This window comes from Desulfovibrio sp. An276, assembly GCF_002159665.1.
GTDB lineage: Bacteria > Desulfobacterota > Desulfovibrionia > Desulfovibrionales > Desulfovibrionaceae > Desulfovibrio > Desulfovibrio faecigallinarum.
In genome coordinates this window covers 66,760-84,096 of sequence record NZ_NFJC01000007.1, presented here as the reverse complement: position 1 = coordinate 84,096, position 17,337 = coordinate 66,760, and the positions used below count along the sequence as shown (strand labels likewise).

Annotated in this window: 11 protein-coding genes; 5 read left to right on the top strand and 6 right to left on the bottom strand. The window is 55.5% G+C overall.

All coding sequences use genetic code 11. From position 1 onward, the window contains the following. Nucleotides 1-386: 386 nt before the first annotated feature. Entirely contained in the window at nucleotides 387-2,018 is a 1,632-nt protein-coding gene (locus tag B5F76_RS15095) for a DapH/DapD/GlmU-related protein (RefSeq protein WP_204218333.1), read from the bottom strand. A 13-nt stretch (nucleotides 2,019-2,031) separates the two neighbouring features. Beyond that, nucleotides 2,032-2,859 carry a hypothetical protein gene (locus B5F76_RS05160; protein ID WP_087351969.1) on the bottom strand — a complete coding sequence of 276 codons (828 nt, stop codon included), beginning with the start codon at nucleotides 2,857-2,859 and terminating at the stop codon, nucleotides 2,032-2,034. Between the two features lie 283 nt (nucleotides 2,860-3,142). Between B5F76_RS05160 and B5F76_RS05155 the strand changes: the two genes are divergently transcribed. Further along, the gene (locus B5F76_RS05155; RefSeq protein ID WP_087351967.1) at nucleotides 3,143-6,586 is read left to right on the top strand and encodes a DNA topoisomerase 3; all 3,444 of its coding nucleotides are present in this window, start codon (nucleotides 3,143-3,145) and stop codon (nucleotides 6,584-6,586) included. Between the two features lie 81 nt (nucleotides 6,587-6,667). Here B5F76_RS05155 and B5F76_RS05150 read toward each other — a convergent pair whose 3' ends face one another. Further along, a complete protein-coding gene (locus B5F76_RS05150) occupies nucleotides 6,668-6,856 on the bottom strand; it encodes a rubredoxin (protein WP_087351965.1) in 189 nt (62 codons plus the stop codon). Nucleotides 6,857-6,965: 109 nt separating this feature from the next. Next, nucleotides 6,966-7,613 (bottom strand): peroxiredoxin, encoded by a 648-nt coding sequence (locus B5F76_RS05145; RefSeq protein WP_087351963.1) that lies wholly within the window; start codon nucleotides 7,611-7,613, stop codon nucleotides 6,966-6,968. 542 nt (nucleotides 7,614-8,155) lie between these two features. Here B5F76_RS05145 and B5F76_RS05140 point away from each other — a divergent pair. From B5F76_RS05140 to B5F76_RS05125, 3 genes are all read left to right on the top strand, one after another. Beyond that, the gene (locus B5F76_RS05140; RefSeq protein WP_087351961.1) at nucleotides 8,156-9,610 is read left to right on the top strand and encodes a MiaB/RimO family radical SAM methylthiotransferase; all 1,455 of its coding nucleotides are present in this window, start codon (nucleotides 8,156-8,158) and stop codon (nucleotides 9,608-9,610) included. 1,734 nt (nucleotides 9,611-11,344) lie between these two features. Next, a complete protein-coding gene (locus B5F76_RS14770) occupies nucleotides 11,345-12,325 on the top strand; it encodes an autotransporter outer membrane beta-barrel domain-containing protein (RefSeq protein ID WP_162608693.1) in 981 nt (326 codons plus the stop codon). 162 nt (nucleotides 12,326-12,487) lie between these two features. Next, entirely contained in the window at nucleotides 12,488-13,552 is a 1,065-nt protein-coding gene (locus tag B5F76_RS05125) for an Rpn family recombination-promoting nuclease/putative transposase (protein WP_162608692.1), read from the top strand. 162 nt (nucleotides 13,553-13,714) lie between these two features. Here the strand turns inward: B5F76_RS05125 and ettA are convergent, their stop codons facing one another. Further along, a complete protein-coding gene (gene ettA / locus B5F76_RS05120) occupies nucleotides 13,715-15,403 on the bottom strand; it encodes an energy-dependent translational throttle protein EttA (protein WP_275074533.1) in 1,689 nt (562 codons plus the stop codon). 258 nt (nucleotides 15,404-15,661) lie between these two features. Then, nucleotides 15,662-16,258: a hypothetical protein gene (locus tag B5F76_RS05115; RefSeq protein ID WP_087351952.1), complete on the bottom strand. Its 597-nt coding sequence runs from the start codon at nucleotides 16,256-16,258 to the stop codon at nucleotides 15,662-15,664. Nucleotides 16,259-16,409: 151 nt separating this feature from the next. Between B5F76_RS05115 and B5F76_RS05110 the strand changes: the two genes are divergently transcribed. Beyond that, on the top strand, nucleotides 16,410-17,333 hold the full coding sequence (locus tag B5F76_RS05110; RefSeq protein ID WP_162608691.1) for a M48 family metallopeptidase: 924 nt from the start codon (nucleotides 16,410-16,412) through the stop codon (nucleotides 17,331-17,333). Nucleotides 17,334-17,337: the final 4 nt, after the last annotated feature.

Sequence of the window (17,337 nt, the reverse complement as noted above, 5' to 3'; positions counted from 1 at the left end):
GCCTGAACTTCCCAAAAATTACCACTCAAGGACCATGTCGACCTGTCGATGGCTTCATAGGCCGAGAATAGCCTTCAGGACCACCTTTTTTGAGTGGTAAAGGTACCACTCAAAAATTTGCCCTCAAAAAGCAACTGTCAGACCCAAGTATCAAAAAAAATATCAATAATCTATATATGTTGTATGGAAGGTGCTGCAGAATAACGGTCAAGAAGTCAATTGAGTGGTACAAAGTGGGAAGTTCAGGTCAGGGAAGATTGGGGGATAAACATATCTGATCCTCCTGCGAGACTGTGCGCTGATTCTTCCCTGATAGGGGATTACCCTGCCATTGCCAAACCCTTCTACCCCAAATTCTTTGCTGCACCCTTGCGGCCAATGTCCTCTCAGGCAAGGGAGCGCTTGATTTTGGCAGGCCTTCCCGCACACAGCACGTTGTCGGGAATGTCGTGGCACACGACAGAGCCTGCGGCAATGACGCAGTTGTTGCCAATACGGACACCGGGGCAGACCACGCAGCCAGCCCCGAACCAGCAGTTGCTGCCAATGGTGATGGAAAGGGCGGACTCTCTTGTCTTGCGCCTTTCCCTGTAGTCTATGGGGTGCTGTGGCGTGTAGAGCTGGCATTTGGGCCCGAAGAGGGTGTGCGCTCCTATACTGATGCGGCCGGAGTCCAGGGCCACGCAGTCCGCATTGAAGTACGCGTGTTCGCCAAGGACAAGGCCGTGCCCGTGATCGCAATGGAAGGGCGGGGTGATGTGCACGCTTTGGGGGACATTTGGGACAAGGTCGCGCACAATGTATGTCTGCTCGTCGCGCGAGGCTGTCTGAAAGCTTGCGCACAGCCTGCGGGCCTTCGCATTGCTTCGGACAATCTCCGGATCCGCAAAGTCGTAGAGCATGCCCAAACGCATTTTTTCGAGCTCGCTTGAGGCACATTCTTCGACAACCTTCTTGTCTCCTTCCCCGTGAGCCTCAAGCCTTCTCTTGACCACTGCCGGGCATCCGGCTGCGAGGCTGTCCGAAGGGATATCCGAGCAGACAACGGATCCTGCGGCTATGATGCAGCGATCGCCTATGCTTGCTCCCGGGACCACAGTGACCCCTCCCCCAAGCCAGCAGTCGTCTCCTATGCCGATGTCCGCCTTCTTTCCGGGACCTGCCAGGGAAGGGCTTGCGAAAAGCTGGCAGTCCGGTCCTATCAGGGTGTGGCTGCCGATACGGATCCCTGCCTCGTCCCAGAATGTGGCGTTGTAGTTCACAAAGGACTTTTCTCCCAGGATGATGTTGCTGCCCCTTGCGCAGACAAAGGGTGCCATCACCATGGCCCCTTCCATCCTTTGGGGCAGAAGGGCCTCAAGCACCTGTTCGTATTCGGCCTCGTCCGGCGGGAGCGTTTCAAGGCTTGCGCAAAGCTCCCGTATCCTTGTGTCGCGCACATGAAGGCGGGGCTCATCCTCACTTCGGCCTTCTTCAAGGCTTGCGACAACCCCTGCAGGACAACCTGCGGCCAGGGAACGGGGCGGGATGTCCCTTGTGACCACGGAGCCAGGAGCTATGACGCAATTGTTGCCTATGCTGACGCCAGGACAGACAATGACGTTGGCTCCCAGGCGGCAGTTTGCGCCTATGCGTATGGGAAAGGCGTACTGCACTTCGGTTTTGCGAAGCTCGGCGTCAATGGGATGGTGCGGAGTGCACAGCTGGCAGCCAGGTCCTATGTCCGTATTGGCGCCTATGTGGATCACCCCTGTGTCGTTGAAAACACAGCCAGGCCCCACGCGCACGTTCGCCTCAAGCTCTATGCCTGTTCCCGTGTCGCAGAAAAAGGGCGTCTCGATACTGGCTGTGGCTGGAAGAGCGGGGACAAGCTCGCACAGGATTTTGTCTTGTTCCGTTTTGTCCCTTGTCGCACGCAGGCGCTCGCACAGGGCAAGAGCCCGCCAGTAGCCAGCGCTCACCTCCGGATCAAGGCAATTGTAGAGAAGCCCTGCGCGCATCTTTTCAAATTCTGTCATTGCCTTGCAGCCTTTATTTGCTGTCCTTTGCGCTGTCCACAATCTTCACACTCTTCAGATAGGCCACAAGCTTGTTGTACTGGCCCATGAGGGAGATGTGCAGATACTGCCTGCCTTCCATGACTATGTACTGCATGACAGGGACACCGCGCACCTCGGCCGTAAAAGTGTAGGCATTGCCCTCGTCCCCCACGGCCTTGAAGTCCGTACTGCCCAGGGCAGCGGCTATGGCCTTCGCAAAGTCGTGGCAGTTTCTGTCCGTTGTGCCCGAGAGAATCTGCATGACAGCGTCACGCTCGATGCTCATGATGCGCACGCCGTCCTCGGTCTCCTCCATGGGCAAAACGCTCGGGACAGTCACCGTAAAGCGGCACTCGCTGTTGCCGAACTGGCGCACGGTAGTGGCCGGAATGGCCGGTTCCCCCCGCCTGTGCATAAGGTCCTGACCCGAGTTGACAGCAAGCCTGCCGTCCCCGAGAAGCTGCCACATGACGCGGCAGGATGTCCTGTCCTCCAGGGTGAAGACCAGTTCCGGGCCCTCCTGGGCAACGCTGCCCTTCAGATTGCGGCCAGTGCCCTGCAGGGAAAAGCGATCTTCCCTGATGTCCAGGACGCGTGCGGGATCGATCGAGGAGAGCCATTCGCCCTGAAGAGCGCTTTCGGGCCTTGCCTTCTTTGCTTGCAGGGTCTTTGTCCTGCAGGTCCAGGGGAAGAGTTGGGACGATTTTTCCGTGCCAGCCTGGGACGATGGGACCTGGCTTGTGCCGGCAAACGCAGGCGCTGCAAGCACAAGGGTCGAGAGAAGAGCCGCAAGGGCCTTGCTGGAAAGTTTTGGGATCATATGCCTTCCTTGTTCCGGGCCTGATGAATGAGAGCGCAAGGCTATCCTTTTGCCGTCCCGGGAGCAAGGTCATGCCCCTGCCCGGCGAGATGGAAAGCAGGGAGCATTTGTTATTGAAAGCAAATGTTTTCAATATGTTGGTTTTTACTAGTTCGGGTTTTGCAACTGTCTTGCCCAGAGTATCTCCTTGCGCTAAAGTGCGCGTTCGGCACGTGAACAGGCGGGCATTGCATGCCCGCAAGGGACAGGGGATCATCACAAGGGCAGGATACGGAGGAGCACATTGCCCAGGAAAGCACAAGGCACAGGCGCAGGGACAACCGGCGCAAAGACAGGACGGACGCGGAGCAGCGGCAAGCCCGCAGGAAGATCCGGAAAGGCTGGAGCGTACCCCAGGACGGATTTTCGGCGTCTTGCCGAGGAGGCCAGGGGAGCTACAGTCTACCTGGCAGAAAAGCACAGCATAGCCCTGGCCCTGGCAGACGCCCTGCCTGGACCAAGGGTGAATCTTGGCTCCTGCATAAAGTGCGGGGACGTTGTCATCACCTGGCTTTCCGGACACCTTCTGGAGCAGGCCCCGCCCGAGGCCTACAATCCAGGCTACAAGTCCTGGTCCAGGGCAACGCTGCCCATCATTCCGGACAAGTTTATTCTTCTGCCCCGTTCAGAGCGCGGCGCAGCCGATCAGCTCGAGGTCATACGTGCGCTCCTTGCCATCTGCCCCTCTGCTGTCAACGCCGCGGACTTTGACAGGGAAGGCCAGCTTCTGGTGGACGAGGTGCTTGAGCTTGTCCGCTACGAAGGCAGGGTCCTGCGCCTGCAGACCCGGGCCCTGGACGCGACGAGCCTGAGGCGCGAGCTTTCCCGCATGCACGACAACGCACAGTTTGCGGGCATGCGCGAGGCTGCCCGTGCCCGCTCCCAGCTCGACTGGCTGGCCGGCATCAATCTGACCCGGGCCATGACCATACACGGCAGAAGCCGCGGTGCTGACACTGTCCTCTCCCTTGGCCGCGTGCAGACACCCACTCTTGCCCTGGTGGTCGCAAGGGATCTCGAAATCGAGAACTTTGTGCCCAAGCCCTTCTACAAGCTGACCTGTCCCTTTGCAGCCGAGGCAGGCATATTGCCCACAAAACTTGTTGTCGATGCGGACATGAAGGGCGCGGACAGCGAAAAGCGTCTGGTGGACAGGGACGAGGCTTTGCGCATCAGGGATCTTGTGAGCGGCAAGCCTGGCCTTGTGAGCCTTGTGGAGAGCAAGCGCGTGCAGGAGCAGGCGCCGCTACCCTACAATCTCACAGAGCTGCAGAAGGAGGCCTCGGCAAGGTATGGTCTGGGCGCGCAGGCCACCCTGCAGGCCTGCCAGCGCATGTACGAGGCAAAGTTCATCTCCTATCCGCGCACGGACTGCCAGTATTTGCCTGTCGAGCAGTTTGCAGACGCTCCGGGAGTGCTGCAGGCAGTGGGAAAGTTCGAGGGCATGCAGGACATGGTCGCAGCCTGCGATCCTGCGCGGCGCTCTGCAGCCTGGAACACAGGCAAGGTCAGTGCCCACCACGCCATTATCCCCACGCAGGAGCCTGCCAAGGGCCTGAGCGAGCGCGAGGCCAAGGTCTACACCCTCATCTGCCGCCGCTACGCCTGGCAGTTTCTGCCACCCCACATCTTCACGCGGACCAGGGTGGACGTGCGCTGCGAGGGCTTTTTGTGGCGCGCGAACGGCAGGGTGGAGGAAAGCGCGGGCTGGACAGCCTTCAGGGACGCAGGACCTGCCCTTGCTGCCAAAAAAACGAAGGAGGACGCCCAGGCAAGGGACGTTGTCCTGCCAGGGGTTGCGAAGGACGAGCAGGTCCTTGCCGGGGACGTGGCAGTGGAAGAGGCCATGACTACACCGCCCGCCCGCTTTACGGAAGGTACCCTGGTGGACGCCATGGAGAACATCCAGCGCTACATCAGGGGTGCCAGCGCAGAGGACGAGAAGATCCTTAAAAAAACCGAGGGCCTTGGCACTGTCGCAACCAGGGCTGGCATCATAGAGACCCTCTTTTTGCGCAGCTACATCAAAAAGCAGGGCAAGTCCCTTTTGTCCACCCAGCTCGGCAGGGATGTTATCAAAAACAGCCCTGCGGTCATACGCGATCCCCTCATGACAGCGGACATGGAAAGGGCCCTTTCCGAAATCCAGGAAGGCAGAAGGGAGTGCGCAGACTATGTCGCCTCCTACGCAGCGACCCTGCCGGCTGTCATAGAGGAGATCTTTGCCACCGATGCCTCCTACACGCCAGGGGAGGCCCACCAGCCAAGGGGGCGCGGAAGTTCCAAATCCGGGGCAGGGCGAAAGAAGAATACCACCGGGGCCGGAGAGGTTGACGGGCCAGCCTGCCCCCAGTGCGGCAAGCCCCTTGTCCAGCGTCAGGGCCCAAGGGGAGCGTTCTGGGGATGTTCCGGATTTCCCCAGTGTCGCTTTGCGACCAGTGACAACAGCGGAGAGCCCGTGCTTGGGGGAGCCAGTAGTTCCGCAACCCAGCAGGAGGGAACAGTGTCCGAAAACGCAGTCCACAACGAACAAGGCGCAGAAGAGGTTTGCCCTCGCTGCGGCAAGCCCCTTGTCCTTCGCCAGAGTTCCAGGGGAGCATTCTATGGCTGCTCCGCCTTCCCGCAGTGCCGCTACACAAGGGACGCGGGCCAGCCTGCGCAGAGCAGGGGAGCAGCGCCCGAAGGTGCTGATGGCGTGGAAGGTGCAGAAGAGGTTTGTCCTCGTTGCGGCAAGCCCCTTGTCCTTCGCCAGAGTTCCAGGGGAGCATTCTATGGTTGCTCCGCCTTCCCGCAGTGCCGCTACACAAGGGACGCAGGCCAGCCGGCACAGAGCAGGGGAGCAGCGCCCGAAGGTGTCGGAGCTGGTGGCGTGGAAGGAGCAGAAGAGGTTTGTCCTCGTTGCGGCAAGCCTCTTGTCCTTCGCCAGAGTTCCAGGGGAGCGTTCTATGGCTGCTCCGCCTTCCCGCAGTGCCGCTACACAAGGGATGCGGGCCAGCCTGCACAGAACGGGGGACAGGCACCCGAGAGTGCTGCCCATAACACGGATGGTGCAGGGGAAGTCTGTCCTCGTTGCGGCAAGCCCCTTGTTCTTCGCCAGAGCGCCAGGGGAGCATTCTATGGCTGTTCCGGATTCCCCCAGTGTCGCTACACAAGGGATGCAGGCCAGCCCGCACAGATTGTATCCCTGACAAGTACGCAAAATCCCAGGACAGAGGCACAGGCTGCGGTTCAGGAGGGTGTTACGCCGAGCTGTCCGCGCTGTGGAAAGCCGCTTGTGCAGCGCAACGGCGCGCGTGGGGCCTTTTGGGGATGCAGCGGGTATCCGCACTGCCGCTTTTCCGCAGACCTCTCTGCCCTGCAGGGGCAGCAGGGCGCTGGGGGAGCTGTTCCCCAAAATGCGCGCCAGAGTGCGGTACGCAGGGCCATGCCCGAAGGTCCGGACTCCCTTGCGCAAGATCGCTGCGGGCAGGCCTCTTTGGGACAGCCTCCCTTCATGCCGGGAGAAGATATTTTGCCGGACTACATGCCGGATCCCGATGAGCCAATCCTGCCCGAATTTCCGGACGATTTTGCCCGGTCCGACATGCCTCCCATGCCCGAGGATATTCCCTGGGATGCGGACACCGACGCCCTGTACGACGAGTGGGCCTACCAAAGCTCCAGGGACGAAGAACAGGACGAGAAATAGTCCGGGCTTTGGGCAAATGAAAAAAGGGGAGAGACTGCCCTTGGGCTGTCTCTCCCCTCGCGTCTTGTGTATCGCTGCGAATCAGGCTTCGTCCGAAATCCGGCGGAAGTTCTTCTTGCTTGCTCCGCAGACCGGACAGGTCCAGTCGTCGGGCAGGTCTTCGAATTTTGTTCCCTTGGGAATCTTGCGGCGACGGTCGCCCCTGTCGGGATCGTAGACATAGCCGCAGTTGGAAACAGGACAACGCCACATGTCATGAGGATCTGCCATGGTACACTCCTTTGGGTCGGGCCGTATGGGAAGGGACAGTGCAGGGTTTCCTGCACTGTCCCGGTAGAAATTCAAATACTGCGCTCTTGAGTTGGGATTGAGTCAGGATCTACACAGGCTTGTGGCAGAACCACCAGTCGTAGCCTTCGTAGGTCTTCATGCGCTGTTTTGCGCCTTCCACGTCTGACGGCGGGGGAACAATGACGTGATCGCCGATAAGGCCGTTTCTGGGCCAGTTGGCAGGAATGGCGCAGCAGTGGGTGTCGGAAGTCTGCAGGGCTTTCAGAACGCGCAGGATTTCATCCATGTTGCGGCCCACTTCCTGGGGGTAGTACATAATGAGGCGCACAATGCCCTTGGGGTCGACGATAAAGACCGCGCGGACTGTGTTGGTGCCCTTGCCCTCGTGGATCATGCCGAGCTTTTTGGCAATATCGCCGCAATCGTCGGCAATGACCGGGAACTCGATGTTCACATTGAGTTTTTCCTTGATCCATTCCAGCCACTTGATGTGGGAGAAGACCTGGTCGATGGAAAGGCCGACGAGCATGCAGTTCAGTTCCTTGAAGCCTGCGTAGCGCTTCTGGAAGGAGCAGAACTCGGTTGTGCACACAGGGGTGAAGTCTGCAGGATGGCTGAAGAGAACGAGCCACTTGCCTGAAGCGTCGGCAGGCAGGGTCAGCGTCCCCTGTGTCGTGTTGGCGGTAAACTCGGGCAGGGCCTGACCCAAGGCAGGCAACTGCGGGCAAAAGTCCATGGGAACCTCCTGGCACTACTGCGGTGTATGTTGGTGAGAGACCATACGGAACAAAAGCCTTGTCGTTTTTTGTCCCGTTACTGTGCTTCGCCATGGGTTGGAGCATGTTTCAGGTTTATTCCTGCCATGCTGAAACAGAATAGCACAGGGCAAGTGTATTGGCAACAGCTATTTGATTCATGGGATAAAACCCTGTCACAGGCGAACATATTCTTTTGCAGTTTTTCGAGAAATAAAAAATATATGCTTGTATTGCCATGAAAACTGCGTGAATATTGATTTGTGATAAGGATCAGATTTCTGAAAAACTGTTGACTTGAAATGAAAACACAAGGGTTATATTGTCTGTCATGTGGAAATAGTATCCTCACAACTCGGGAGAACATGTTGTCCAAGATGGATATAATTCTTTCGATAAAAAGTATCAATAGCAGTTTTTCATGTTCCAAACCTCATTGATGGCTGTGCCCCGCTTTGCTAGGATGCGCGCGACATCGCGCCCCTTTGAGTAGGGGCAGCACAAGGAGAAGGCAGGATTGAACATGGACTATGCGGAAAGCCACGGCACGGCACACGATGCGGCAAGAGGACAGGGCAACTGGACCTTTGCCTGCGTCACCTTTGGCTGCAAGGTCAATCAGTACGAGACCCAGGCCATACGCGAGGCCTGGATGCGTGCAGGCGGAAGCGAGGTCGAGGACCCTGCAGGAGCCGACCTTGTGCTTGTGAACAGCTGTGCCATCACCTCCCGCGCAGAGCGCGATGCCCGCAATGCCCTGACCCGCATGCATCGCGACTCTCCTTCATCCCTTCTTGTGCTCACCGGGTGTGCAGCACGTCTTGTGGCGGACTTTGTGCCAAGGCGCCATGCCCCTGTCCCAAGGCCCGACTCCGTTTTCGTGCAGGAGCGCAAGGAGGACCTGTGTAGGGAGGATGTCATTGCCCATCTTGTGCAGTTGTCCTGCCAAAAACGCACGGATACCAGGGGTGTTATTGTTACTCCTGACGTGGAAGCCACGCACTGGAAGGACCTGCGGGATCGTCCCTATCCCGCCATGCAGATCGAACGCTACAAGAGGGTGCGCCCAGTTCTCAAAGTACAGGACGGCTGCACGCACCGCTGCACCTACTGCATTGTGCCACTTACGCGCGGGCCCCATGTGAGCAGAAGACCAGAGGAAGTGGTGGCCGAGGCCAGGCGGCTTTTGCAGGGCCACGCAGAGATTATGCTCTCCGGCGTCAATCTTGGACAGTACGGGCGCGACAACAGGGCATTCGGGGATTTCTGGGAGCTTGTGCAAAGGCTTGAGGACGAGCTTGCACCTGATTTTGCTGGCAAGCGCAGAATACGCATAAGCTCTCTCGAACCCTCCCAGCTCGACGAGAGGGGCTGCTCAATTCTTGCAGGGACATCTCTCATTGCCCCCCATCTCCATATCTCCCTGCAGCACGCAAGCTCCTTTGTCCTGAAACGCATGGGCAGGGGGCACTATAGCGCAGAGACTTTGACAAGGGCCTTGGAGCGCCTTTCCAAAGCATGGCCGGTCATGGGCCTTGGGGCTGACATCATCGTGGGTTTCCCTGGCGAGACGCCAGAGGACGTAGACATATTGTGTCGCTTTATCGAAGAGACACCCTTTACCTATGCCCATGTCTTTCCCTATTCGCGGCGTCCCGGAACAGCCGCAGCAGGCTTTGCCGGACAGGTCGAGAAAAAGGAAAAGGCCCTAAGGGCAGCGCAGGTCAGGGCTGTTGTAGCCGACAGGGCCAGGGCTTTCTGGCAGGCCAGAAGCAAAGATTTAGACATGGCTCTCGCCCTTGATGCCACGGAAGGACACCTTGTGGAGGGTTGCGTCCACGCTGTGGACGCCTTCTACACCCCCTGTTTCATCTCCGTTGCATCCCTGCAGAAGCTGGAGGAGGGGGCCGGCAGGCGCGAGTTTGTCAGGGCAAGTGCCCAGGGTGTGTGCGAGAAGGGCGTGCTGGTAGAAATATAGGAAATACAGCCCTTTTCCCGGGACAGGCCATTCCGAAGAAAATCCCGGCAGGAGACTGGCCCGCATCATATATAATTAGAGGGGCGTGTTGCCGGGCTTTTCATGCGCCTTCATGCGTATTATCGCATGCAGGGCGTCTATTGTGACGCCCTGAGAACATCCTGCAAGAGACAGAAAGAGAACGAACAGGCAGAACTCGCCACCCGTGCAGGAGACTGATACTGCACAGGGCAGGGCAGTACAGGCAAAGGCAGACTGGTCGTGCAACCATGGAGGTTGTAACGACAGAGTCTGCTTTTTTTTTGTTGTCTGCAAAATACAAGTATTATGATTTTAATAGTGTTTAAAACAAAGGTCTTTCTGTTAAAGATGAAGTATGTTAGTATTGAAATGATCCCATACTGTTTCATTTTCAATAATAACAATATGTCAGTGGCTTAAATATTGTGTAATACATAACGGAATTTCTGTCAATACAAGAATATAAATTTTTGAAAAAATGAAAATTTTCTGTTTTAAAATCTGACAATTCTTAAAATTACTGAAATATCGAACTCTTGTAAAAATATTTGCGTATCAAGATCTTATTTCAAGTGAATGAATTTCTTGCATGAATATGCATTCAACTCTTTATGTCTCAGAAAATTGACCTGATTCCACAAAGTTGAGGGAGGAGCACAGGAAAAGCACTGTTTTACCGGGCGAGTTCCTGGCCGGATCTGGTGGCACTGGAGCGTCAGGAATGTCGCCACATCACACACTCTGGATTGCGAGCTTGATCATCATTTCCAAGGAGGCTTCGTCATGCTGAACAAATCCATGATGCGCACACACGCGTCGGGCTGCCACAAACGGAGAGCATTGCCTGCGCACTCTCTTGCGGCTGCAGGGCTCTCCCTGCTGCTCGCTTTTTCGTGCCCATTGAATGTCAGAGCAGATGCGAATTTTTCTACAGATAATGCATTCAATAATATTTATTTACAAAATAAAAATTTAATTTCAGATAAAGAAAATATATTTTATTATTTAGATGATATAAATAAACGAAATAATTTATATAATTATATTTTATTAGAAAATAATAATATTACACATATAGATAACGGCGTTTATATAAAAGATAAAACACTTATAATAGATAAAAATAATAATTATGATATTTCGCATGGTAATGATAATTATAGTGAATCGTCACAATTGAATTATATTATAAAAAGTGGATCACTAAATGTATCTAAGCCACTTCAAAATATTAAAAGTTTAATAATGTATGGAAATACACAAATTAAAGATACTGGATATGGTGAAAATCTTAATATTAAATTTAATAATAATGACAAAATAATTATTGACATAACAAATAATAAATTACATCCAGATGGAACTAGTGTACATTATAATGGTTATCTACATGCTGAAAATTCAAATTTTATATTTATTATAAATAATAATTATAAAAATAATGAAAATGCAGGAACTATATTAGAAGTATCAGGAGGATGTAATATATCAAATAGTTCATTTGATATCTCAATAAATGGAGACATTGATATTTCTAAAGGATATATTTTATCAGTAATGAAAATACTTGGAAGTGAACGGATTATAGAAAATATAACAACTAATAACAGTAGAATAAAAATAGGTTCTACCATAATTCAAGGGGATGGTGTTAATCAATCCTTAATTGTAGAGCCGCTCCCCGAAATAAATACAACTGGTATTTATATTCGATTGGAACCTTCTGAAAACGGCACCATCGACGGCGCCAAGGGCATTTCCGAGGGCTATCTCTCTGGCTTGATGCTGACCCTACAGGGTGCAGATCTTGTGGCTACGCGCGGCATGCAGGCAGCAATGGCCGCAACAAAGGAAGTGGAGGACGTGACCTTCACCCCTTGGGCAACGGTCTCCGGTTCCTCGGTGCGCTACAACACCGGTGCTCATGCGGATCTGAACAGCTTCAACATGCTTACAGGCATAGCCCTGGGCAAGGGATTTGACGCCGGACGTGTGACTGTCGGCGCCTTCTTTGAGTACGGCACAGGTTCCTACAAGACCAGCAATTCCTTTGACGGCCACGGTTCCTACGACGGCAAGGGCGACAGCTACTACCTTGGCTGGGGTTTGCTTGCCCGCATGGATTTTGCGGACACCGGCCCCGGACACTTTTATGTCGAGGGCAGTGGCCGCATGGGTGGCCTCTACAACAACTATTCGAATGAGGATCTGCGTGACGGGTTCGGACGCGAGGCAGAGTACGACAGCTACGCTCCCTACTACAGCTTCCACGCAGGCCTTGGCTACATCTGGGACATCAACGAACAGGCCAGCCTCGAATTTTATGGAAAGTACCTCTGGACCAGGGAGTGCGGCGACAGCGTGACACTCTCCACAGGCGAGGAAGTGGATTTTGAGGATATCGATTCGAGTCGCCTGCGCTTCGGTACCCGCCTGGACTATCGCGTCAACGAATACATCACTCCCTACATCGGCGTGGCCTGGGAGCACGAGTTTGACGGCGAATCCTCCGCAACCACCAACAACCTGCCCATTCTGGAGCCGGACCTGCGGGGTGATACGGGCATTGGCGAAATAGGCCTGACCATTACTCCCAGCGAGACCATTCCCCTCACCGTGGATCTCGGAGTGACTGGATACGTGGGCACAAGAGAAGGCATTTCCGGGTCCCTGCTTGTAAAGTGGACCTTCTAGCGAACACTCTGAAACTGTCCGGGAAGTCTGGATCGGCCCTTAGGGGCGATTCGGATTTTTCGGGCAGCTGTGAATGCACATCATAACGAGGCTGTTTTACAGGAGATTCCGGGGCTTTGCGCTTGTCTTGTCAGCAATCTGCAACTTTGCTAGGAAAACAAATTGGAAACAACAAAATATACACCTCATCATACGCCTCATGACGCCGCATACAAGAGGTTTTTCAGCGATCCCCTGATGGTGGAATCTCTTCTCCGGGACTTTGTTCCTGAGCGATTTGTCGATGACCTGGATTTTTCGACCCTGGAGCTTTGCTCCGGCGACTACGTGGCAGACAATTTGAGCCAGAGGCATAACGACATTGTCTGGCGCATCCACTGGAAGGAGCAGAAGTGGCTCTATCTGGTGCTGCTTCTGGAATTCCAGAGCAAACAGGATCCCTGGATGCCACTGAGGATGCTCTCCTACACCTCCCTGTTGTTGCTCAAGCTTGTGGAGACAAAAAAGATTCTTCCTCATCACCCATTGCCGGACGTTTTCCCGATTGTCCTCTACAATGGGGGCGTGGCATGGAAGGTCCCACTGGATGTGGCTTCTCTGTATACCGCCCCCATGTCCTCAAGGCTGCAGCTCTATCGTCCCCAACACCGCTATTTTCTGCTGGACGAGAAGGCTGTTTCACCACAGACTCTTCAGGAGCGCGGCAAGGGACTGGCAGGAATACTGATTCGGGTGGAACAGGCACAGGGCATGGAAGATGTCCGCGAGGCGTTCAGAGATATGATGCAACTCCTCAAGGGAGAGGAGTCCCAGTCCTTGCAAATTGCATTCATCGAATGGTTACAGTATGTCGGACAGAATATAGGGATCGCGGAATATATACCGAAAGCTACAAATTTGCAGGAGTTTGACGCCATGTTGGAAGAAAATCTGTTGAAGTGGAAGGCCAGGCAGGAGGCAGCCTGGAAGAAGGAATGGAGCGAGGAGTGGAGTGAGGAATGGAAGGAGAAGTACCTCTCCGAGGGGCGCCAGGAAGGCCGTCTGGAAGGCCGTCAGGAAATGCTGCTGGATGCTCTCGAGGACAGGTTTGGCTCGCTTCCAAAGCCAGTGACCGCCTATATCGAGAGCGAAGAGGACGCACAGGAGCTGCGCAGGCTCCTGAGGTCAGCCTACAGGGTTGAGTCCCTTGAGGCCTTTTGCAAGCAGATCAAGGTCTCTCTGGCGTAATCAGGCTTCACTGGAACCTGCTTCCCCTCCAAGGCAACGGCCTGTACCATCACACAAAAATCCGGCAACAGACAAAGCATCTGCTGCCGGATTTTTGTTCTTTGGTCCGCTCTTCGTCCTGGCCCTGGAATGCGGAGCACGCAGGCCAGGGGACAACGGGGCCTAGCGGGTAAACTTTCTGAACTTGGCCCTGTGCGGCTGCGCTGCGTCCTTGCCAAGGCGCTTTTTCAGATCTTCCTCGTATTCGGTGTAGTTGCCGTCAAAGAAGTCGATCTGGCTGTCGTTCTCGAAGGCCAGGATGTGGGTTGCGATCCTGTCCAGGAACCAGCGGTCGTGGCTTATGACAAGCACTGTGCCTGCAAAGTTCTCGAGAGCGTCTTCAAGGGCGCGCATGGTGTTCACATCGATGTCATTGGTGGGTTCGTCGAGAAGCAGGACATTAGCGCCGGATTTGAGCATGCGGGCAAGATGCAGGCGGCTGCGCTCGCCGCCCGAGAGCACGTCCACCTTCTTTTGCTGATCCGAGCCGCTGAAGTTGAAGCGGCTGCAGTAGGCCCTGGCGTTGACCTCGATGTTGCCCAGGGTGATGGTGTCACGGCCCTCGCTGATGAGCTCGTACACTGTCTTGCCCGGAGTCAGGGAGGCCCTGCTCTGGTCCACGTAGGCAAAGGAGACCGTATCCCCCACTATGACCTTGCCGGCATCGGGCTTTTCCTCGCCCACAAGCATGCGGAAGAGGGTGGTCTTGCCTGCGCCGTTGGGGCCGATGATGCCCACTATGGCGCCTGCGGGGATGATGGCGTTCAGGTTTTCGATGAGCAGCTTGTCGCCCATGCCCTTGGTTACGTTCTCAAGGGTGATGACAGTCTTGCCAAGGCGCGGTCCCGGGGGGATGTAGATCTGCAGATCCTTTGCCCTGCGGGCGCTCTCGTGGGAAAGCATGGCCTCGTAGGCATTGATGCGGGCCTTGCTCTTGGCGTGGCGGCCCTTGGGGGACATGCGTATCCACTCGAGTTCGTGGGCCAGGGTCTTCTGGCGCTCGGTCTCGACCTTTTCTTCCTGGGCCAGGCGCTTTTCCTTCTGTTCGAGCCAGGAGGAGTAGTTGCCCTTCCAGGGAATGCCGCGGCCCCTGTCGAGTTCGAGAATCCAGCCTGCCACGTTATCCAGGAAGTAGCGGTCGTGGGTCACGGCTATGACAGTGCCGGGGAAGGTGTGCAGATAGTCTTCCAGCCACTGCACGGACTGGGCGTCCAGATGGTTTGTGGGTTCGTCAAGGAGCAGGATGTCCGGGGCAGTGAGCAGCAGGCGGCACAGGGCCACGCGGCGCCTTTCGCCACCGGAAATCTGCGAGACGGGCATGTCCGGATCGGGGCAGCGCAGGGCGTCCATGGCCATTTCCACCCTGGCGTCCAGATCCCAGATGTCCTTTGCGTCCATCTCTTCCTGGACCTTTGCCTGACGCTCGATGAGTGCGTTCATGGCGTCATCGTCCATGGGTTCCGCAAACTTTGCGTTGATCTCCTCGAACTCCTGGGCAATGGCCTTGAGGGAGGCAACACCGTCTTCCACAACCTCGCGCACTGTGCGGGTCTCGTTGCTCAAAGGCTCCTGCTCAAGGTAGCCAATGGTGTAGCCCGGGGCCAGCACTGTCTTGCCGTCAAAGGAATTGTCCACGCCGGCAAGGATTTTCAAAAGCGAGGACTTACCTGCGCCGTTGAGGCCAAGCACGCCGATCTTGGCGCCGTAGAAGTAGGAGAGGCTGATGTCCTTGAGGACTTCCTTTTGTCCATGACGCTTGCTCACGCGTATCATGGAGTAGATAATCTTGTCCGGTTCGTTGTTGTTGCTCAAAACAACCTCAGAATATATGGGTTAAAATGTCCTGGGGCAGGCCTGGCAAAAGCCTCCGTCTGGTGCATTGTGTCCAGCATCGGTTTTTGGGGAAGCGTTGCAGGCCGGTCACGATCACTCAACGGCCCCTGCCTATCAGAAAACGCCTGCCATTTCCAGCCGGGCCCTGCCACCTTTCGGTGACGTTTCCTTCCTGGAAAAACAAAAATCCCCGCCCGGAGGCGGGGAAGAATGGTGCAGGTCTGATAGTCCTTGGGCCTACAGATCTTCGAGGACCTGGAGGTTGCCCCTTGCTAGCTCATCGTACACGTCTTTCTTGATGAGCTTCAGGAATTTGGGAATCTTTGGGGCCTTGCCCAGGATGCGCTGCTTCGAGACATCGGCTGGCATGCTCACTATCACCATATTGGCTACGGGCTGGGCTGTGGACCAGACCATGCTTGTGGTCGTCTGGTTGGCCGAGGCGCTGAAGTCCGCCATGCAGTTGACGCCAAGCAGGTTGATGAGCTCGTTTTTGGGATCGAAGGTCACTTCGGGGCTGGCCAGCTTTTCGGCCAGGGCCTTGCCCTCGGCGTGACGCAGATTGGGGACTGCGCGGTAGAAGGAGCGCTGTTCGGAAGTACTGGCCTCGCTAAGAGTGTATTTCATGAAATCGAAGCCGGGTTTTTCGTAGTAGAGAAAGCCGGTCACTGTGTAGCGGCGCTTGTCACCGGGGATGAAACCATTGGCCTGGTACTCGTTGCGCAGGATCTGGCGGGCACCAAGCACATCGTCCCAGGCCTTTTGGGCCCTGTGCAGTATGTCCTCGACTTCCGGTCCGCGGCCAAGGTAATATTTCCATTGCATCTCTGGCATGATTGAGCTCCCTCCTTCGTTAACGTCAGGCCCATCCTAATCGCAGGACCTGCGATGTCAAGCGCACTTTTTTTCGAAGCCTTGCGGAAGGGCAGACTCCTTTTGTACCATGCCCCGAAAGTTGCGCCCCTCAAGGCCCCCAGGAGAAGACATGGATACAAGGACTGTCCTGTTCAGAAACATTCCGGTAAGCGTGGTCTGCAAGCCCGGCATCAGGAGAATTGGCCTGCGCGTGGACCCCAGGGGGCAGGTGAGCATCTCAATCCCCCAGGGTCAGGTAGATGAACGGGCAATACAGAATTTTCTGAAGCTCAGGTACGACTGGATCCTGAACGCGCTGCAAAGGGTGCGCGAGGAAAACGACAAATCCTTTGTCCCTGAGACCATACGCTTTGGAGATCTGGAAGTCCGCGTGAAGCGTCGCGCGACCGGAAGGGTAGATTTGCGCGTGCAGCCACCCGATGCCATAGCCGAGGTCACAGTGCCCCTGAACATGCCTCTTTTGGACATACAAAGGCTTGTCGAGCCCCATGTACCGCGTCTTCGCGAAAGCCGCGACAGGATGCGCAAGGCCCTGCCTGCTCCCTTTGTCTACGAGAGCGGTGAAATGCATTCGTTGTGGGGAGAAGGGCACGAGCTTGTGGTCAGGGAGGACAAAAAACCTTGCGTGCGCCTTGAGGGCAAAAAGATCGTCATGGACATTGAGTCGGGTATGGATGTTGCCCAGCGCAGGGAACTCATGCGACTTTTCCTGAGACTTTGCCTGTCGGACGAACTCGGGTCCCTTGTGTCCCGCTACGAAAGACTCATGCAGGTGCGGGTTGCCGGCATCACCAGCAGATTCATGAAGACGCGCTGGGGAAGCTGCACGTCCAGAAATCGTACCATACGCATCAACTGCATGCTGGCCCGCTACCCCAAGGCCATGCTCGAATACGTTGTCGTGCACGAGATGTGCCACTTTTGGGAGAAGGGCCACAGCCAGGCCTTCTACGATCTTGTGGGCCGCTACTACCCGGACTGGAAGAGCGCTTCGGATTTTCTGGACAAGGCATCCAGCGAGATTCTCATCTGAGTCC

Coding starts and splice junctions, on each gene's coding strand:
- B5F76_RS15095 (WP_204218333.1), bottom strand. CDS start 2,018: ATGACAGAATTTGAAAAGATGCGCGCAGGGCTTCTCTACAATTGCCTT.
- B5F76_RS05160 (WP_087351969.1), bottom strand. CDS start 2,859: ATGATCCCAAAACTTTCCAGCAAGGCCCTTGCGGCTCTTCTCTCGACC.
- B5F76_RS05150 (WP_087351965.1), bottom strand. CDS start 6,856: ATGGCAGATCCTCATGACATGTGGCGTTGTCCTGTTTCCAACTGCGGC.
- B5F76_RS05145 (WP_087351963.1), bottom strand. CDS start 7,613: ATGGACTTTTGCCCGCAGTTGCCTGCCTTGGGTCAGGCCCTGCCCGAG.
- B5F76_RS05140 (WP_087351961.1), top strand. CDS start 8,156: ATGGACTATGCGGAAAGCCACGGCACGGCACACGATGCGGCAAGAGGA.
- B5F76_RS05115 (WP_087351952.1), bottom strand. CDS start 16,258: ATGCCAGAGATGCAATGGAAATATTACCTTGGCCGCGGACCGGAAGTC.
- B5F76_RS05110 (WP_162608691.1), top strand. CDS start 16,410: ATGGATACAAGGACTGTCCTGTTCAGAAACATTCCGGTAAGCGTGGTC.